Genomic DNA, 17,628 nt, shown 5'->3' with positions numbered 1-17,628 from the left:
TGAGGTGGAAAGTTCAGCCGGTGTTCTTGGGCTCGACACGGGGTTATTTTCCCGAACCGAAAGGAGGCGGCCCCGGCAAGAGCCGCCTCCTCCCCCTGTCCCGATATCGGAAGATTCCGTTACCCGGCCAGGGTCGCAGCGTGTCCCCCCTGGGGGAGGGCAACAGAGCGGAAGGACACGCAGGCCTTCATCTCAGTTGCCCGAGCTGCCCCCCAGCAGCCCCCCGACGAGACCCGTGACGGTGCCGGTGACGGGGGTAAGTGCGGTACCGGAGCCGGACGTGCCGCCGAGCAGTCCGCTGACGAGGCCGGTGACCGGAGCCAGCACGTTGCCGGTGCCCGAGCCGCCGGCGATGCCGCCGAGCAGCCCGCCGCTGACGCTTCCTTCGACACTGCCGCTGAGGCCGACCGTCAGGCCGCCAACGAGACCGCCGACCACGCCGGTGACGGGAGCGAGCACGTTGCCCGAGCCGGTTCCGCCGGTCAGGCCGCCGAGCAGTCCGGTAACCGGGGCTAGGACGTCGCCCGAACCGGTTCCGCCGGTAACGCCGCCAAGCAGCCCGGTGACCGGGGCGAGGACGTCGCCAGAGCCCGAGCCGCCGGTCAGGCCGCCGAGCAGACCCGTCACCGGCTCCAGCAGTGAGCCCGTACCTGTGCCACCGGTGAGGCCGCCCGTGAGGCCGCCGACGACACCGCCGAGCGATCCGTTGACCGCATCCAGCACCGGCGAGACGACCGAATCGACCGTGCTGGTGACCGGGGCGACGACCGGCGAAAGACCGTCGGTGAGCTGCGTGACCGCACCGCCGACTTGCGGCCCGAGCAGCGCTCCGGTGAGCTGGCCGACCGGAGCGAGGCCCTGCTTGACCCCATCGGCGGTGGTGGCCAGCGAGACGTCCAGGATGTTACCGTCCGCCAGCACGTCTGCGGTGACCAGTTGGCCGGAAACCAGGCCGGGGTTTTCGGACAGCAGGTTGACCCCGGCGATGGTGCCGCCGGTGCTTGGTCCGGTCAGGACGTTGTTGCCCAGGTCCAGTCCGACCAGCGGGCCGGTGTAGGTCGTCGAGCCGGAGCCGCCCGGCAGCGAGCCGGTGAGCCCTTCGACCAGTTGGCCGAGCTGGCCGGTGACGGGCGCGAGCAATCCGCTCTGCCCGACCACCGGGGCCAGCACCGCGTCGACCGTTCCCAGCAGCGGCGTGGTCACCTGGCTGACCGTGGAGGTCACCGTGGCGACCGTGGGCGAGAGGCCGTCGGTCAGCGAGTTGACCGCCCCGCCGACTTGCGGTCCGAGCAGGGCACCTGCCAGCGCCCCGACCGGTGCCAGCGCCGCCTGCGTATCCGCGGTCGTCGTCGGCAGGGTGACCGCCACGACCTTGCCGTCGCCGCTCAGCACGTCGACCGCGATCCCGGCGGTGCTTTGTCCGGCCGTCGTCGGGGCGACGTTGACGTCGATGATCGTGTTCGTCCCGCTCTCGCCGAGGAGGGGCGTGCCACCCACCGTCACGCCGGCGACGGGACCGGTGGTGGTGGTCGTGGTCGGCGTAGGCGTTGGAGTGGGCGTAGGGGTCGGGGTCGGGGTCGGAGTGGGCGTTGGGGTCGGAGTGGGCGTTGGGGTCGGAGTGGGCGTTGGGGTCGGAGTCGGCGTAGGCGTAGGAGTCGGAGTAGGCGTGGGTGTCGGGGTAGGCGTCGGCGTTCCGCCGCCACCGCCGCCGGCGCCTGCGTTGAAGCCGACACCGTCGGCACAGCCGCCCAGCATCAGGAAGGGGATGGCTGCTGCGCACAGCAGGACGTGACGCGTCTTGGCACGAGGGGTGGTGGGGCGCGGTGTGGTGACCGACATGATGATTCCTCCATTTAATGCTCTGTGCGCAGAGCGTTACGCCTGTGCCAAAGCGCCCGCTCGGGCAGACGAAGCCGCCATGGCGCTTTGCCTGCGAAGCCGCCGGATGGAGGGGAATTGCCGCTCGGCAACATTTCGGGTGATCCGGAAGGGCGGGGCATATTGCCGGGCTGCACGCACGCAACCACGCAAATCCCAGCGCCTTGCGGCACGCAAAGCGGGATTTGCGACACGCAAAGCCGCATTTCGGCCTCGGTGTGCCCTTGCCGCCGGATCGGTGGTGATTGGCGTCGGATCGCGGCGCCATCCCGCGGCGTACGAAAAAGGGCCCGGCCGTTTCCGGCCGAGCCCCTTTCGGAAGTTCGATGATGTTGCCGAGATCAGGCCGCGTTGGCGGCACTCAGCACGGCGCGCACGCTGGCGGTGGCGACGTCCTCGTCGATGCCCACGCCCCAGACCGTGCGGCCATCGGGCAGGACGCATTCGACATAGGCCGCAGCGCGCGCGTCGGTGCTCTTGCCCATCGAGTGCTCGGCATAGTCCTTCACGTCGAGGCTGACACCGAAGCTCTCCGCGATCGTTGCGGTGACCGAGGAGATCAGGCCGTTGCCTTTGCCGGACACCGACTGCTCCTTGCCTCCGACACCGATCTTGCCGGCGAAGACGCGGGTGTTGTCCGGGCCCTTGGCCTCGTCCCAGTCGATCAGCTGGAAGCGCTGCTCGCCGCTCAGGCGGTAGGCCTTCTGGAACACGTCCCAGATGTCGCCCGCCTGCAGTTCGCGGCCGAGTTCGTCAGCCAGTTCCTGCACGTGCTTGGAGAAGTGCGCCTGCATCCGCTTGGGCAGCTTGAGGCCCTGGTCCTGCTCGATCACCCAGGCGAAGCCGCCCTTGCCGGACTGCGAGTTGACGCGGATCACCGCCTCGTAGCTGCGCCCCAGATCGGCGGGGTCGATCGGCAGGTAGGGCACCGACCAGATCTGGTCGTTGCGCTTTTCCTGCGCGGCGAAGCCCTTCTTGATCGCGTCCTGGTGCGAGCCCGAGAACGCGGTGAAGACCAGTTCGCCGCCGTAGGGATGACGCTCGGCCACCTTGAGCTGGTTGCAGTACTCGACCGTCTGGATCACCTCGTCGATGTCCGAGAAGTCCAGCTCCGGGTTCACCCCTTGCGTGTACATGTTCATCGCCACGGTCACGAGGCAGCAGTTGCCGGTACGCTCGCCGTTGCCGAACAGGCAGCCCTCGACGCGGTCGGCGCCCGCCATCAGGCCCAGTTCCGCCGCCGCGACGCCGGTGCCGCGATCGTTGTGGGTGTGCAGCGAGATCACCGCCGCATCGCGGTTGGGCAGGTTGCGGCAGAAGTACTCGATCTGGTCCGCGTAGATGTTCGGCGTCGCCGCCTCGACCGTCGCGGGCAGGTTGAGGATGATCGGGTTCTCGGGCGTGGGCTTCAGGATCTCCATCACCGCTTCGCAGCACTCGATCGAGAAATCGAGTTCGGCGGTCGAGAACGTCTCCGGCGAGTATTCGAAGTGCCACTTGGTCTGCGGGTACTTCGCCGCCTGATCGCGCATGATCTTCGCGCCGGTCTCGGCGATGCCGCGAATCTCGTGGCGCTCCATGCCGAACACGACGCTCCGCCACAGCGGCGAGACGGCGTTGTAGAGGTGGACGATGCCCGCGTGCACGCCGGCCAGGCTCTCGAACGTGCGCTCGATCAGATCCTGGCGGGACTGGGTCAGCACCTGGACCAGCACGTCATCGGGGATGCGGCCGTTGTCGACGAGGCCGCGGATGAAGTCGAATTCGGTCGCGCCGGCGCTGGGGAAACCGACCTCGATTTCCTTGAGGCCGACTTTCACCAGCAGGTCGAAGAAGCGGCTCTTCTTCTCCGCGCCCATCGGGTCGATCAGCGCCTGGTTGCCGTCGCGCAGGTCGGTGGAGAGCCAGCGCGGCGCCTTGGTGATGACCTGCGATGGCCACTGGCGGTTCGGCAGGTCGATCTGCGGGAAGGGGCGATACTTGACCGAAGGGTCTTTCAGCATGGTCATGGGGTATTCTCGCTCGGTAATTCGTCTGCAGGCAAAGTCGGTTCAGGTCCCCTTGAGCGCCGAGCGCGCCGCAGGCCGACGCACTACTTCACGCCCAAGGGCGGATAAGTCGCAGGGTAAGGCCGAGCAGAAGGGTCATGCCCTCGCCTATGGGCACGGCGGGGCACGATGTAAAGAGCCAAAAGCGCGTGGCCTTACGAGCAGTAGAAGCGCCTGATGGTCCCGCTGTCGTCGACGTCGACGTTCAGGCGCTCCGCGCGGTAATCCATCGTGACGGCCATGCCGGGCCTGATGACACGGATCGGCTTGTCGCCGCGTGCGGCCTGGATCGCCGCGATGGCCGCATCGCTCGCCGGCTTGCCCACATAGTCGGCGAACTGATCGGCGCCGCAGCCGGGCGCGGCCTCGGCCACGGGCGGACTATCCTTTGGAGGGGTGCCATTCGCGCAGGCCGACAGCGATGCGGCGAGCAGGACGGGCAGGGCGGCGGTCTTGATGATGGGGTACATGAAGTCTCTCCTTGCCGGACGATCTAGCCTAGCCAAGCTGAACCTGCATGCAACGTCATCCGCCGCAGCGGGTGAACACGGTGTAGGTTTGTTCGCCGTTGTGGTCGTAGATCGTGAAAAGACGGCGCGCGCCGCAATGCGCGGTATAGGCGCGCATCATCTTCATGGTCGTCTCGTTGAGTGGCGCGGTGAAGAGCGGGTTCTGTTCCACCACCGTCTCGGGCCTGGCCGCGAAGACACGGCGCAGTTCGGCCACTTCGTCGATGCCGGTCCATTCCCGGCCCTCGTAGAAATGCGGCGGGAACGCGAGCACGCTCATCGGCGCCGCGCCGACCTTCGAATAGAGGTAGCTCGCCGCGCCCCATACGACGATGCGTTTATGCGGGCTGGCGGCGTCCACGTAGTCCGCCAGGGCGTCCTCGGCGGCGCGGGCCCGCCAGCGGTCGTGCAGGTGGAAAGTGCCGGACAGAATCAGGCTCAATCCGATCAGCACCGTCAGCGCCGGCCAAACCGGTTTGCGGACAAGCGCGGCGGCGCACAGGATGGCGAGCGGCGGCAAGGTCGGTTGTCCGTAGTGGACGTAAATGTTGGGGAACGAGAACAGGAGCACCAGTGTGGCAAGGCTCCAGGCCGCGACCAGCCACAGGACCGGACTGCGCTTCGACATTCGGGCACGGGCCGACATGAAGCCCAGCACCGCGAAGAACAAGGGGATGCCGAGCATTCCGGCCATCACGAAAACCCGCTCCAGCCGGATACCGGGATCGGCGTAGCCGCGTGCGACATTGGAGGTGACCAGAGCGCTCCACAACTCGGGAAAATGACCGTGGAACTGGTAGAACAGGCCGGTTGCCAGCAGCGGCAAGGCCCCGGCCGCCCCGAGCAGGGCTATGCGCCACAGCGTCTGCAGGAGCGGGCGGCCCGAGCGGAGGAGCAGCAGGCTCGCCGCGAGTCCGAAGACCACGCCTTCCACTGCGGCGGTCTGCTTGGTGGCGATGGCCATCCCTGCCAGAAGGAAGCCGCCGCACAGCAAGGCGTCGATCCGGCCGCTGCGCAGAAGTGGCAGCCGGGATACGAGGGCGCAGGCCGCGCCAATGATCGCGGTATTGACGAATACGCCGGCCTGCAGGTTCTCGCCCTGAAAACGGCTGAGCAGGGCAAGGTAGACCAGCCCGCCCGCCAGTGCGGCCAGGGGCGTAGTGATGTGCCGGGCAATGCGATTGACGCCGTAGGCGCCCAGCGCCGCGCTGAGTGTTCCCCCGACCTGATAGGCCAGCATCGTGGGAGAGATCAGGGCGATGCCTGAGAAAATCAGGTAGAGCAGCGGACCCTTGCGATCCCATATATCGACGTAAAGCAATTCACCGTGCAGCAGTCGTTCGCCCACAAGGGCATAGAACTGGTCGTCGATACCAAAATTCCACTCACCCCAGGCCGGGCAGCGGATCAGGACGGCGAAGGCGAGCAGGCAGGCGAACTGCGCGAGGCGGCTGCAGGCGATGGTGCGCGCGACGCTCTGTTCCCACCTGCCGTCCGGCGCCTCCGTCGCTATGCCTGACATCGAAATCCCCGCAAAATCACGGGACTTCATAGTCAAGAAAGTCTTACCATTTGGCGAATGCGTATCCTGCGAAGGGGAGTCGCCCAACCCGCCTCGGGCAGGCTGAGCTTGTCGAAGCCCGCTACGGCGTGGCGCTGTGCCTCCCATCCTTCGACAAGCTCAGGATGAGCGTGGTTTGGTGCGAGAGGAATGCACCAAAAGCAAAGGGCGCCGCCGGTTTCCCGGCGACGCCCTTTGCTTTTGCCTGTTCGCGAAGATCAGCCTTCGACGTGCTCGGCCAGCACGGTCAGGCCCGCATCGCCCACTTCGGCGAAGCCACCGGTGATGCGGATTTCCTCAGGAGCGCCGTTCTCGGTCCTGTAGATCTTGAGCGCGCCGTCCTTGATCGTCGACATGAAGGGCGCGTGGCCAGCCAGCACGCCGAACTCGCCTTCGGTGCCGGGGACGACCACCATGTGGACGTCCTCGGAACGGACCAGCTTCGCAGGCGTGACGAGTTCGAAGTGCAGGGGCATATCAGGCGTCCGCCGCCAGCTTCTTGGCCTTCTCGACCGCTTCGTCGATGCCGCCGACCATGTAGAACGCGGCTTCCGGCAGGTGGTCGTACTCACCGTCGACGACGGCCTTGAACGACTTCACGGTGTCTTCCAGCTGGACGAACTTGCCCGAGATGCCGGTGAAGACTTCTGCCACGTGGAACGGCTGCGAGAGGAACTTCTGGATCTTGCGGGCGCGGGCGACCGTGACCTTGTCCTCTTCCGACAGCTCGTCCATGCCGAGAATGGCGATGATGTCCTGCAGCGACTTGTACTTCTGCAGGGTTTCCTGGACGCGGCGGGCGGTCTGGTAGTGCTCGGCACCGACGATGCGCGGCTCGAGAACGCGCGAGGTCGAGTCGAGCGGGTCGACTGCCGGGTAGATGCCCAGCTCCGAGATGGCGCGGTTCAGCGTGGTCGTCGCGTCGAGGTGCGCGAACGAGGCGGCCGGCGCCGGGTCGGTAAGGTCGTCCGCGGGAACGTAGATCGCCTGGACCGAGGTGATCGAACCCTTGGTGGTCGAGGTGATGCGCTCCTGCAGCGCGCCCATGTCGGTGGACAGGGTCGGCTGGTAGCCCACGGCCGAAGGAATACGGCCAAGGAGAGCCGACACTTCTGCACCCGCCTGCGTGAAGCGGAAGATGTTGTCGACGAAGAACAGGACGTCCTGGCCTTCCTGGTCGCGGAAGTATTCGGCCATGGTCAGGCCCGACAGGGCGACGCGGGCGCGGGCGCCCGGGGGCTCGTTCATCTGGCCGAAAACGAGGGCGACCTTGGAACCTTCCGAGGTGGCGTTGCCTTCGGCGTCCTTGGCGATGACGCCGGCGTCGAGGAACTCGTGGTAGAGGTCGTTGCCCTCACGGGTACGCTCACCGACGCCCGCGAAGACCGAGACGCCGCCGTGGCCCTTGGCGATGTTGTTGATCAGTTCCTGGATGAGAACCGTCTTGCCGACGCCCGCGCCGCCGAACAGGCCGATCTTGCCGCCCTTGGCGTAAGGCGCGAGAAGGTCGATGACCTTGATGCCGGTGACCAGGATCGAGGCTTCGGTCGACTGTTCGATGAACGGCGGGGCTTCGGCGTGGATCGCGGCGAACATGTCCGAACCGATCGGGCCACGCTCGTCGATCGGATCGCCGACGACGTTCATGATGCGGCCGAGGGTCTTGGGACCGACCGGAACGGTGATCTGCTTGCCGGTGTTGGCAACGCCCTGACCACGGGTCAGGCCGTCGGTGCCGTCCATCGCGATGGTGCGCACGGTGTTTTCGCCGAGGTGCTGGGCGACTTCGAGAACCAGCTTCTGGCCGTTGTTCTCGGTCTCCAGCGCGGAGAGGATGGCGGGCAGCTCGCCTTCGAAGGTCACGTCGACGACGGCGCCGATGACCTGGCTGATCTTGCCGGTAGTGGTGAGGTTGAGCACGGGTGCGGTGGCCATTGTGGTTTCCTTAGCCTGCGGTTTCTTAGAGCGCTTCCGCGCCCGCGATGATTTCGACGAGTTCGGTGGTGATCGCAGCCTGGCGGGTGCGGTTGTAGACGATCGTCAGCTTCTTGATGAGGTCGCCCGCATTGCGCGTGGCGTTGTCCATCGCCGTCATCGACGCACCCTGTTCGGACGCGGCGTTCTCCAGCAGCGCGCCGAAGAGCTGGGTCTTCAGATAGCGCGGGAGCAGGGCGGCGAGGATTTCCTCCTCATCAGGCTCGTATTCGGTGACCGCGTCGGCAGTCTGGGCAACGGCCTTGGGGGCCGGGACCGGGATAATCTGCTGGTCGGTCGGTTCCTGCAGCAGCGCCGAACGGAACTTCGAGTAGAACAGGTGCGCCACGTCGAACTTGCCCGCCTCGTACATTGCGACGAGTTCGTCGGCGACGCGCTCCGCTTCGTCGTAACCGGGGTTACGCACGTCCGAGGTGTCGAACATGTGGGCGATCTGGCTGGGGTGCTCGCGGCGGATCACCGCGCGGCCCTTGCGGCCCACGAGGTAGAACAGCACGGTCTTGCCCTGCGCCTGCAGATCACGCGCCTTGGCGAGGGCCGCCTTGACGATGTTCGAGTTGAACGCGCCGCACAGGCCCTTGTCGGAGTTCGCGACGACGAGCAGGTGCACCTTGTCGCTGCCGGTTCCGGCGAGCAGCTTGGGGCTGTTGTCGGAGACGGTGATCTTCGACGCCAGCGATCCCATCACTTCGGCGAGACGCGCCGCGTAAGGGCGAGCGTCTTCGGCGGCGGCCTGCGCCTTGCGCAGCTTGGCCGCGGCGACCATCTGCTTGGCCTTGGTGATCTTCTGGGTCGACTTGACCGAGTTGATGCGGCCTTTGAGTTCCTTGAGCGAAGCCACTCGTTGTTCCTCGTTGCGTCGTCCCGGATCTGGTCCGGGACCGGTGGCGGTCTTTACGCTTGGCCGTTGAGGGCTGCTTCAAGACCGCCTGCGATCCCGGCTTTCGCCGGGATGACGGTTTAACTTAAGCGAACTGCTTGGCGAAGGCGTCGAGCGCGGCCTTGGTCTTGCTCTTGGCTTCGTCGCCGAAGTCCTTGGTCGAGCGGATCAGCGCCAGCACGTCGGCATGTTCCGAGTGCATGTAGCTGAGCATCTCGGCCTCGTACTCGGTGACCTTCGAGACCGGCAGGGCGTCGAGGTAGCCGTTGGTGCCGGCAAAGATCGACACGGTCTGCTCTTCGAAGGCGAGCGGCGAGAACTGCTTCTGCTTGAGCAGCTCGGTCAGGCGCGCACCGCGGTTGAGCAGCTTCTGGGTCGAGGCGTCGAGGTCCGAACCGAACTGGGCGAATGCCGCCATTTCGCGGTACTGCGCCAGCTCCAGCTTGATCGAACCGGCGACCTTCTTCATCGCCTTGGTCTGGGCCGAACCGCCGACGCGCGACACCGACAGACCCACGTTGATGGCCGGACGGATGCCCTGGTAGAACAGGCCGGTTTCAAGGAAGATCTGGCCGTCGGTGATCGAGATCACGTTGGTCGGGATGTATGCCGAAACGTCGCCGGCCTGCGTCTCGATGACGGGAAGGGCGGTCAGCGAACCGGCGCCGTTCTCGTCGTTCAGCTTCGCAGCGCGCTCGAGCAGGCGGCTGTGGAGGTAGAACACGTCGCCGGGGTAGGCTTCGCGGCCCGGCGGGCGACGCAGAAGGAGCGACATCTGGCGGTAGGCGACGGCCTGCTTGGAAAGGTCGTCGTACACGATGACGGCGTGCATGCCGTTGTCGCGGAAGAATTCGCCCATCGCGGCGCCGGTGTAGGGCGCGAGGTACTGCAGCGGAGCCGGCTCCGAAGCGGTCGCGGCGACGACGATGGAGTATTCCATCGCGCCGTTCTCTTCGAGCTGACGGACGATCTGCGCGACGGTCGAGCGCTTCTGGCCGACGGCGACGTAGATGCAGTAGAGCTTCTTGCCCTCGTCGTCGCCCTGGTTCGCTTCCTTCTGGTTGATGAAGGTGTCGATCGCAACGGCGGTCTTGCCGGTCTGGCGGTCACCGATGATCAGCTCGCGCTGGCCACGGCCGACGGGAACGAGAGCGTCGATCGCCTTCAGGCCGGTCTGCACGGGCTCGTGCACCGACTTGCGCGGGATGATGCCCGGAGCCTTCGATTCGACGCGGGCGCGCTTGTCGGCAATGATCGGGCCCTTGCCGTCGATCGGGTTGCCGAGCGCGTCGACCACGCGGCCGAGCAGGCCCTTGCCGACGGGAACGTCGACGATGGTGCCGGTGCGCTTGACGCTGTCGCCTTCCTTGATCTCGGCGTCCGAGCCGAAGATCACGACGCCGACATTGTCGGCTTCGAGGTTGAGGGCCATGCCCTGCACGCCGTTCGAGAATTCGACCATCTCGCCGGCCTGGCAGTTGTCGAGGCCGTGGATGCGGGCGATGCCATCACCGACCGACAGAACCGAACCGACTTCCGAAACCTGGGCTTCGGTGCCGAAGCTGGCGATCTGGTCCTTGATGACCTTCGAGATTTCTGCTGCGCGGATATCCATTGTTCTGCCTTTCTTAGCCCTTCATGGCCTGGGCGAGCGAATTGAGACGGGTGCGGATCGAGCTGTCGATGCGCTTGGAACCGATGGTGACGACGAGGCCGCCAAGCAGTTCCGGATCGACGCTGGTCTTGATCTTGACCTTGCGACCCTCACGCACTTCCAGCTTCTGGCGAAGCTGTTCGACCTGTTCGTCGGAAAGCGCGTGGGCGGATGCGACTTCGGCCGTCGCTTCGCCGCGCTGGGCGGCGGCGATGCTGGCGAAGGCGCGGATGATCTCGGGCAGGGCCGACAGGCGGCGATTGCCTGCCAGAACGCCGAGGAAGTTCTTCGTGAGCGGCGAGGTGCCGAGCACGCCCGCGACCGCTTCGATCGCCTTGGCGGCGGCATCGCGGCTGATCTGCGGATTGCGAATCAGCGCGGCAAGCTCGTCGCTCTCGCGCAGGGCCTGGCCGAGGTTGTCGAGGTCGTTCTCAACGGCCGAAACCGAGCCGTTCTCGCTCGCGAGATCGAACAACGCCGAAGCGTAGCGTCCCTGCAAGCTGGCCTTGATGCCTCCGGAATTCTCCACGCCTGTCCTATCCTTACATCGCAGGTGGGTTCGGGTCGGGGACGCAACAACAGCGCGTGCTCCCCCAGCCCGCTGACGGGGCGCGCATAGCGACGATACCGTTACAACGCAAGGTGCCCCTTTGGCCCTGGGGACAAAGGACAGGTAAACAGTTTAAAAGCAAGCGGCGGGAAGCCTGCCGGCGAGGCGGCGTGCAATGCATCGGACGAACTCGAAAAGGAGTGTTTCCGATGAGCTATCGAATCGAGGGCCTGTCGCGCTCGGATTTCTCCGAGTATTACGGCCGGAGCCCAGAAGAACTCGCCAGGATGGATGCAGTGCGGGTGGTGGCCGATGCTAATGACGGCTTTCCCTGCCGCGTGACTTTGCAGGATGCGCGTGCGGGCGATCGGCTGATCCTGCTCAACTTCACCAGCCACCGGGTAAGCGGACCCTACAGGACCGCCTATGCGATATTCGTCCGGGAGGATGCGCAGGATGGCGCAGGCGAGCCGGTCTGGGTCGATCGTCTGCCGCCGATCCTGCAGGGGCGGACGCTGTCGCTGCGCGGATTCGATGAGGCTGGCATGCTCCATGCCGCCGTGCTGGTCGGGCCGGGGGAGGCGGAGCAGGGCATCGCAGACTTGTTCGCGAAGGGCCCGGTCGCCTACATCCATGCCCATTACGCGACATACGGGTGCTTCGCCGCCCGCATCGACCGCGCGGGAGAATGATCGTGTGCATGCAAACCGGCGGGGAGACCCATGGAGGTGTGAGCGACGAGCGGGCCTGGCAGGCAGTGCTCGCGCGTGACCGCGATTTCGACGGGCGCTTCGTGACCGGAGTGCTGTCCACCGGAATATATTGTCGCCCCTCGTGCTCGGCCCGTCATCCGCGCCGGGAGAATGTCCGGTTCTTCGCCCAACCCGATGCGGCCGAGGCGGCAGGGCTGCGCGCCTGCCTGCGCTGCCGCCCGGACGACGTCGCGCGCGACGAGGCGGCGGTGACCCGGGCGCTGGCGCTGCTGGACGATGGCGAGCAGGCGCTCTCGCTCGGCGAACTGGCCGGTGTGGTCGGCTACAGCCCCACGCATTTCCAGCGGGTGTTCAAGCGCTCCGTCGGGCTTTCGCCTGCCGAATATGCCCGCGCGCGCAAGGTCGAGCGCGTCGGCGATGCGCTGAGCGAAGGCGGGAGCGTGACCGATGCGATCTACGAGGCCGGCTTCGGCGCTGCCTCGCGGTTCTACGAGGCGACGCAGGGTCGCCTCGGCATGAGCCCCTCGGCCTGGCGCGACGGCGGCAGGGGAGTGACGATTCGCTGGGCCGTGGTTCCGACGACGCTGGGCGAGATGCTGGTCGCGGCGACCGACAAGGGCGTGTGCCGCCTTTCCTTCGCAGAAGGTCGCGATGCCCTTGCCGCGCGGTTTCCCAATGCGGACCTTGTCGAGGGCGACGAGGCTTTCGCGGCGCTGCTGGGCGAAGTCGTCAGCGCCGTCGAGCAGCCGGGCCATTCGCGGGCGATTCCCCTCGACGTGCAGGGCACCGCGTTCCAGGAGGCGGTCTGGCGCGAGTTGCAGCGCATTCCCGCGGGTGAGACGCGCAGCTATGCGCAGATTGCCGCTGCGGTCGGCAAGCCGGGGGCGGTGCGGGCGGCGGGATCGGCCAACGGGGCAAACAACGTCGCGGTGCTGATCCCGTGCCACCGCGTCATCCGGTCGGACGGCTCGCTCGGCGGCTATGCCTATGGCGAGGCGGTGAAGCGCGAACTGCTGAAGCGCGAGCGCCGGGGCTGATCGCGGCTTGGCTCGCTCGACACGCGCCTGAACTTGGGCTTCAACCCGAGGGTAGATCTCGGGGGCGAACGTGATGAATGATATCGAGGATAGTGCGCCAGAGCCCGGACGCCTGCGCCGTATAGTGGCCTATCCGCTCGTGCTGCTGCCGATCGGGGTGGTTCTCGTCGCCTTGGGAGCGATCCTGCCCGCCGTCGCGACCGGCGCGTTGCACATCGACCGGTCCTCGCCGCTGCGGGCGCTGTCGGGCCTGCTGATCGGCATCTGCGGGCTGCTGGCGTATCAGGCCTTTCAGCGATGGATCGTGCGGGAGCCACGCAAAGCGACCCAGTCCGGCCGCGCCGCCCGCGAGCTGGTGGCAGGCGTCCTCGGCGGCGTGGTGCTGTTCAGCATCATCGTCGGAGCGGTCGCACTGCTTGGCGGTCTTTCGGTCGTTGGCCTCAGGGGCATGGGGGACTTGTGGGTCTGGCTCGGCATCGCGTTCTCTAGTGGAATGGTGGAGGAGGCCTTGTTTCGCGGCGTCATCCAGCGCCAGTTGGAGGCCGTGTTCGGGACATGGGCGGCGCTGGCGGCGACGTCCGCTTTCTTTGGCCTCGCGCATCTGATGAACCCCGGCGCCAGCCTCTTCGCCGCCTTCGCGATTGCCTGTGAGGCCGGCATCCTGCTGGGCGCGGCCTACCTCGTGACGCGCCGTCTGTGGGTGCCGATCGGGCTGCACATGGGCTGGAATTTCACGCAAGGGTGGATCTGGTCGATCCCCGTTTCCGGGGGAGAGACGCCGCGCGGACTGGTGGAGACGCGCCTCGGCGGGCCTGAACTCCTGACCGGCGGGGCGTTCGGGCTCGAAGCCTCGGGCGTGGCGCTGGTGATGGCGACGATCGCGGGCGTGGCCCTGCTGCGATACGCATACCGCAAGGGGGAGTTCATGCCGCCGCGCTGGAAGCGGGGTCAGACGAACGAATAGGGATCGATGTCGATGTTCACGCGAACCCCGCGTGGAAACTCCAGCGGATCGAGCCATTCGCGCAAGGTTTTCTGCAGTTCCGCCGAGCGGCGCGCGTTGATCAGCAGCCGGAAGCGATGGCGGCCACGCAGCAGGGAGAGGGGCGCGGGGGCGGGACCGAGCACCAGCATGTCGGGGAGGTTCGGCGCTGTCCCGCCGATCGCGCGGGCGGCGGATAGCGCCTCGGCCTGATCCTCCGAACTGACGATGATCGCAGCCCAGCGGCCGAAGGGCGGGGCTCCGGCGTCGCGGCGGGCTTCGGTCTCGGCGGCGTAGAAGGCGTCGCGGTCGCCGTTCGCCAGGGCGGCGATGACGGCGGCTTCGGGGTGGCGGGTCTGGATGAGGACTTCGCCGGGCTTCTCGCCGCGTCCGGCACGGCCGGCGACCTGGGCGATCTGCTGGTAAGTCCTTTCACCGGCTCGTAAATCTCCGCCTTCGAGGCCGAGGTCGGCGTCGACCACGCCCACCAGCGTCAGGTCGGGGAAGTGGTAGCCCTTGGTCACCAACTGGGTGCCGATGATGACGTCGATCGCCTTGTTTTCCGCCATCGCGACGAATTCGCCGATCGCGGCGGGGGTGTTCATGGTGTCCGAGGTGACCAGCGCGGTGCGCGCTTCGGGCAGGATTTCCGCCACTTCGTCGGCGATGCGCTCCACGCCGGGGCCGCAGGCGACGAGGCAGTCGCCGGTGCCGCAATCGGGGCAGGCTTCCGGCACGGGTGTCTCATGGCCGCAGTGGTGGCAGGCTAACCTCTTGGAAAACCTGTGTTCTACTAGCCACGCCGTGCAGTTGGGGCACTGGAAGCGATAGCCGCAGTTGCGGCACAAGGTCAGCGGCGCATAGCCCCGGCGGTTGAGGAACAGCAGCGACTGCTCGCCCTTGGCCAGCCGGTCCTTCATCGCTTCCACCAGCTTCGGTGCGATCCAGCGGCCGCGTTCGGGGGCCTCTTCGCGCAGGTCGAGGATGTTGATCGCAGGCAATGTCGCGCCGCCGAAGCGCGAGGGCAGGTCGATCTTGCGATAGACACCCGCCTCGGCCAGTTGCATCGATTCCAGCGCCGGGGTCGCGCTGGCGAGAACTATCGGAATTCCTTCGAATTTCGCGCGCATCACGGCCACGTCGCGGGCGTTGTAGCGTACCCCGTCGTCCTGCTTGAACGAGATTTCGTGCGCCTCGTCGACCACGATCAGGCCCAGATTCGCGTAAGGCAGGAACAGCGCGCTTCGGGCACCCACGATGACCTTAGCGGCACCTAACGATACCGCACGCCACGCCCGGCGCCTCTCGCTGGACTTCAGGGAGGAGTGCCACAGCACCGGCGGCACTCCGAAGCGATGCTCGAAGCGGCGCAGGAAATTTTCCGTCAGCGCGATCTCGGGGAGCAGCACCAGCACTTGCCGCTCCATCCGGATCGCTTCGGCGACAGCCTCGAAATAGCACTCGGTCTTGCCCGAGCCGGTGACGCCGTCGAGCAGGAAGGGGGCGAACTTCTTGTCCTTCACCGCCTCGACGAAAATGTCGGCGGCGTGCTGCTGGATGTCGTTGAGCTGCGGCTCTGCGAATTCCGGGCGGGCAGGGGGGTAGGGCCGGTCGAGATCGACCGTCACCGCCTCCAGCAGTCCCGCGCCGACCATGCCGCGCAGCACGCCGTCCGAGACGCTGGCGAGTTCCGCCAGTTCGCGGATCGAGCCTTGCTCCCCCTGCAGCGCATCGAGCGCGGCGGCGCGCTGGGGCGTCAGCCGGGCGGGTTCCACGCCGGTCAGCCGGTATTCCGTGGTCGTCCCGCCGCCGCGCAGTGCCGAGATGCTGCCCAGCGCCATGCGCGCCACTGACGACAGCGGGGCGCAGTAGTAATCGGCGGTCCATTCGATCAGCCGCCGCAACCGCTCCGACAGCGGCGGCGCGGGCATCACGCCGAGCAGGGGACGCAGTTTGCTTTCAGGCACTTCCTGCGTGTTCAGGCGTTCCGGTTCCCAGACGACGCCCAGCACCTGCCGCGGACCGAGGGGGGCGACGACGATCGATCCGAATTCGATCGTCATCCCCTCCGGCACGCGATAGTCGAGGACGCCGAGGGCGGCGTTGAAGACGAGGAGTCGGACACGTTGCATCTGCGTTCATATAGGCGTGCGCAGACAGGGTCGTGAAGGAGTAGCCGCAGATGAATGGGGGATCGAACATGCAGACGATGGGACGCCGGATGGTTCTGGCCGCATTTCTCGCCACCGGGGCACTGGCGCTGCCGGGCTGCACCACGATCGGCAAGCCCAGCTACACCGACATCATCGAGAACCTGCTGATGCTGTCCAGCCAGCGCGCCTTCGCGCGGCTGACCCAGCCGGACGGCTTCTGGGACAGTTCCGTGGCCCGGATCAACCTGCCGGTGCTGTTCGGCCGTCCGGGATCGGTGGCGCAGAAGGTCTTCCGCTCGCCGCTGTTCAAGGAAAAGCTGCAGCACGAACTCAACCGCATCGCCGAGGATGGTGCGCGCGTGGCCGCGCCGATCGTCTACGATGCGGTGCGCTCGCTGACCGTCACCGATGCGCTGGCGCTGCTGCGGGGCGGGGACACTTCGGCCACGACGTTCCTGCGCCAGTCGATGGGCTCGGGCCTGGTCAATGCGATGATTCCCGAACTCGGCCGGGTGATGCAGGTGGCCGAGGATCCCGTCCTCAATACCGCCGTCAATGCGCTGACCGGCGTGAACATGGCGGACGCGGCGCATGCCCTCGCGCTCGAGGCGGACAATGCGATCTGGTACGAGATCGGCGCGCAGGAAGCGGATATCCGCAGGGATCCGCAGAGCACCAACGATGCCGCACTGATCGCGGCATTGAAGCTGGCCAGGGGGATGTAGGCGCTGCGGCGCGGGGGCTTCGACAAGCTCAACCTGAGCGGTTTTGAGAGCAGGTTTTTCAATCCCGCTCAGGCTGAGCTTGTCGAAGCCCCCGACGTCATACGCTGACAGGCTGGCCCCGGTGTCGTGCATTCCCTATAGGGGCGCCCAGAATCGCCGCCCCCATCGCGGCGCTGCAGGGATACGCACGCCATGAAGTTCTTCGCCGACACCGCCGAAATCGCCGACATCAAGGAACTGGCCGACACCGGCCTGCTCGACGGCGTCACCACCAACCCCTCGCTGATCGCCAAGTCGGGCCGTGATTTCATGGAAGTCACCGCCGAGATCTGCAAGCTGACCACCGGCCCCGTCAGCGCCGAAGTCGTCGCGCTCGACCACGCGGGCATGATGCGCGAGGCCGAAATCCTCCGCAAGATCGCCGACAACGTCTGCATCAAGGTGCCGCTCACCATCGACGGCCTGAAGACCTGCAAGGCGCTGACCGGCGAAGGCACCATGGTCAACGTGACCCTGTGCTTCTCGGCCAACCAGGCGCTGCTCGCCGCCAAGGCCGGCGCGACCTTCGTGTCGCCTTTCGTCGGCCGTCACGACGACAACGGCTTCGACGGCATGGCGCTGATCAGCGACATCCGCATCATCTACGACAACTACAACTTCGCGACCGAAATCCTGGTCGCCTCGGTGCGCCACGGCATCCATGTCCTCGAAGCGGCCCGCATCGGCGCCGACGTGATGACCGCGCCGCCCGCCGTCATCAAGGGCCTGGTCAAGCATGTCCTGACCGACAAGGGCATCGAAGGCTTCATGGCCGACTGGGCGAAGACCGGCCAGTCGATCTGAGGTTGCGCTAGACACCCTTCGACAAGCTCAGGGTGAGCGGGGTTGGTGAAATAACTTCTCACTCCGCTCAGGCTGAGCTTGTCGAAGCCCCGGCGGCAAA

At 66.6% G+C, this 17,628-nt stretch carries 15 protein-coding genes; 5 read left to right on the top strand and 10 right to left on the bottom strand.

Going from position 1 to position 17,628, the window contains the following annotated elements:
- Positions 1-192 precede the first annotated feature (192 nt).
- The 9 genes from V2S85_RS05720 to V2S85_RS05680 all read right to left on the bottom strand — a co-directional run bounded on the left by V2S85_RS05720 (position 193) and on the right by V2S85_RS05680 (position 11,054).
- The gene (locus V2S85_RS05720) at positions 193-1,839 is read right to left on the bottom strand and encodes a hypothetical protein (RefSeq protein WP_330701909.1); all 1,647 of its coding nucleotides are present in this window, start codon (positions 1,837-1,839) and stop codon (positions 193-195) included.
- A gap of 380 nt (positions 1,840-2,219) precedes the next feature.
- Positions 2,220-3,887 carry a 2-isopropylmalate synthase gene (gene leuA / locus V2S85_RS05715; RefSeq protein WP_330701908.1) on the bottom strand — a complete coding sequence of 556 codons (1,668 nt, stop codon included), beginning with the start codon at positions 3,885-3,887 and terminating at the stop codon, positions 2,220-2,222.
- Between the two features lie 194 nt (positions 3,888-4,081).
- Complete coding sequence (locus V2S85_RS05710; RefSeq protein ID WP_330701907.1) at positions 4,082-4,396, bottom strand: I78 family peptidase inhibitor; 315 nt, start codon at positions 4,394-4,396, stop codon at positions 4,082-4,084.
- A gap of 55 nt (positions 4,397-4,451) precedes the next feature.
- Positions 4,452-5,957 (bottom strand): hypothetical protein, encoded by a 1,506-nt coding sequence (locus V2S85_RS05705; RefSeq protein WP_330701906.1) that lies wholly within the window; start codon positions 5,955-5,957, stop codon positions 4,452-4,454.
- A 257-nt stretch (positions 5,958-6,214) separates the two neighbouring features.
- A complete protein-coding gene (locus tag V2S85_RS05700; RefSeq protein WP_330701905.1) occupies positions 6,215-6,472 on the bottom strand; it encodes an ATP synthase F1 subunit epsilon in 258 nt (85 codons plus the stop codon).
- A 1-nt stretch (position 6,473) separates the two neighbouring features.
- Complete coding sequence (atpD, locus tag V2S85_RS05695) at positions 6,474-7,931, bottom strand: F0F1 ATP synthase subunit beta (RefSeq protein ID WP_330701904.1); 1,458 nt, start codon at positions 7,929-7,931, stop codon at positions 6,474-6,476.
- 25 nt (positions 7,932-7,956) lie between these two features.
- On the bottom strand, positions 7,957-8,832 hold the full coding sequence (locus V2S85_RS05690) for a F0F1 ATP synthase subunit gamma (protein ID WP_330701903.1): 876 nt from the start codon (positions 8,830-8,832) through the stop codon (positions 7,957-7,959).
- Between the two features lie 124 nt (positions 8,833-8,956).
- Positions 8,957-10,486 carry a F0F1 ATP synthase subunit alpha gene (gene atpA, locus V2S85_RS05685; protein WP_330701902.1) on the bottom strand — a complete coding sequence of 510 codons (1,530 nt, stop codon included), beginning with the start codon at positions 10,484-10,486 and terminating at the stop codon, positions 8,957-8,959.
- Positions 10,487-10,499: 13 nt separating this feature from the next.
- Complete coding sequence (locus V2S85_RS05680) at positions 10,500-11,054, bottom strand: F0F1 ATP synthase subunit delta (RefSeq protein ID WP_008830032.1); 555 nt, start codon at positions 11,052-11,054, stop codon at positions 10,500-10,502.
- Between the two features lie 230 nt (positions 11,055-11,284).
- Here V2S85_RS05680 and V2S85_RS05675 point away from each other — a divergent pair, with 230 nt between their 5' ends.
- The 3 genes from V2S85_RS05675 (at position 11,285) to V2S85_RS05665 (ending at position 13,789) form a co-directional block, all read left to right on the top strand.
- Positions 11,285-11,767 (top strand): DUF1203 domain-containing protein, encoded by a 483-nt coding sequence (locus V2S85_RS05675; protein ID WP_330701901.1) that lies wholly within the window; start codon positions 11,285-11,287, stop codon positions 11,765-11,767.
- An 8-nt stretch (positions 11,768-11,775) separates the two neighbouring features.
- Entirely contained in the window at positions 11,776-12,825 is a 1,050-nt protein-coding gene (gene ada, locus V2S85_RS05670) for a bifunctional DNA-binding transcriptional regulator/O6-methylguanine-DNA methyltransferase Ada (protein ID WP_330701900.1), read from the top strand.
- Between the two features lie 73 nt (positions 12,826-12,898).
- Entirely contained in the window at positions 12,899-13,789 is an 891-nt protein-coding gene (locus V2S85_RS05665; RefSeq protein WP_330701899.1) for a type II CAAX endopeptidase family protein, read from the top strand.
- On the opposite strand, the gene V2S85_RS05660 is transcribed toward V2S85_RS05665, so the two are convergent.
- The gene (locus V2S85_RS05660) at positions 13,774-15,939 is read right to left on the bottom strand and encodes a primosomal protein N' (protein ID WP_330701898.1); all 2,166 of its coding nucleotides are present in this window, start codon (positions 15,937-15,939) and stop codon (positions 13,774-13,776) included. The two genes, V2S85_RS05665 and V2S85_RS05660, sit on opposite strands and share 16 nt — an antisense overlap.
- Positions 15,940-15,989: 50 nt before the next feature.
- Here V2S85_RS05660 and V2S85_RS05655 point away from each other — a divergent pair, with 50 nt between their 5' ends.
- Positions 15,990-16,685, top strand: coding sequence for a DUF4197 domain-containing protein (locus V2S85_RS05655; protein ID WP_330701897.1), 696 nt, complete (start codon positions 15,990-15,992; stop codon positions 16,683-16,685).
- Positions 16,686-16,877: 192 nt separating this feature from the next.
- The gene (fsa, locus tag V2S85_RS05650; RefSeq protein ID WP_330701896.1) at positions 16,878-17,528 is read left to right on the top strand and encodes a fructose-6-phosphate aldolase; all 651 of its coding nucleotides are present in this window, start codon (positions 16,878-16,880) and stop codon (positions 17,526-17,528) included.
- The last annotated feature ends 100 nt before the right edge of the window (positions 17,529-17,628 follow it).

Source organism: Novosphingobium resinovorum, assembly GCF_036352595.1.
Classification (GTDB): Bacteria; Pseudomonadota; Alphaproteobacteria; order Sphingomonadales; family Sphingomonadaceae; genus Novosphingobium; species Novosphingobium resinovorum_B.
This window is presented reverse-complemented; position numbering and strand designations above follow the sequence as displayed.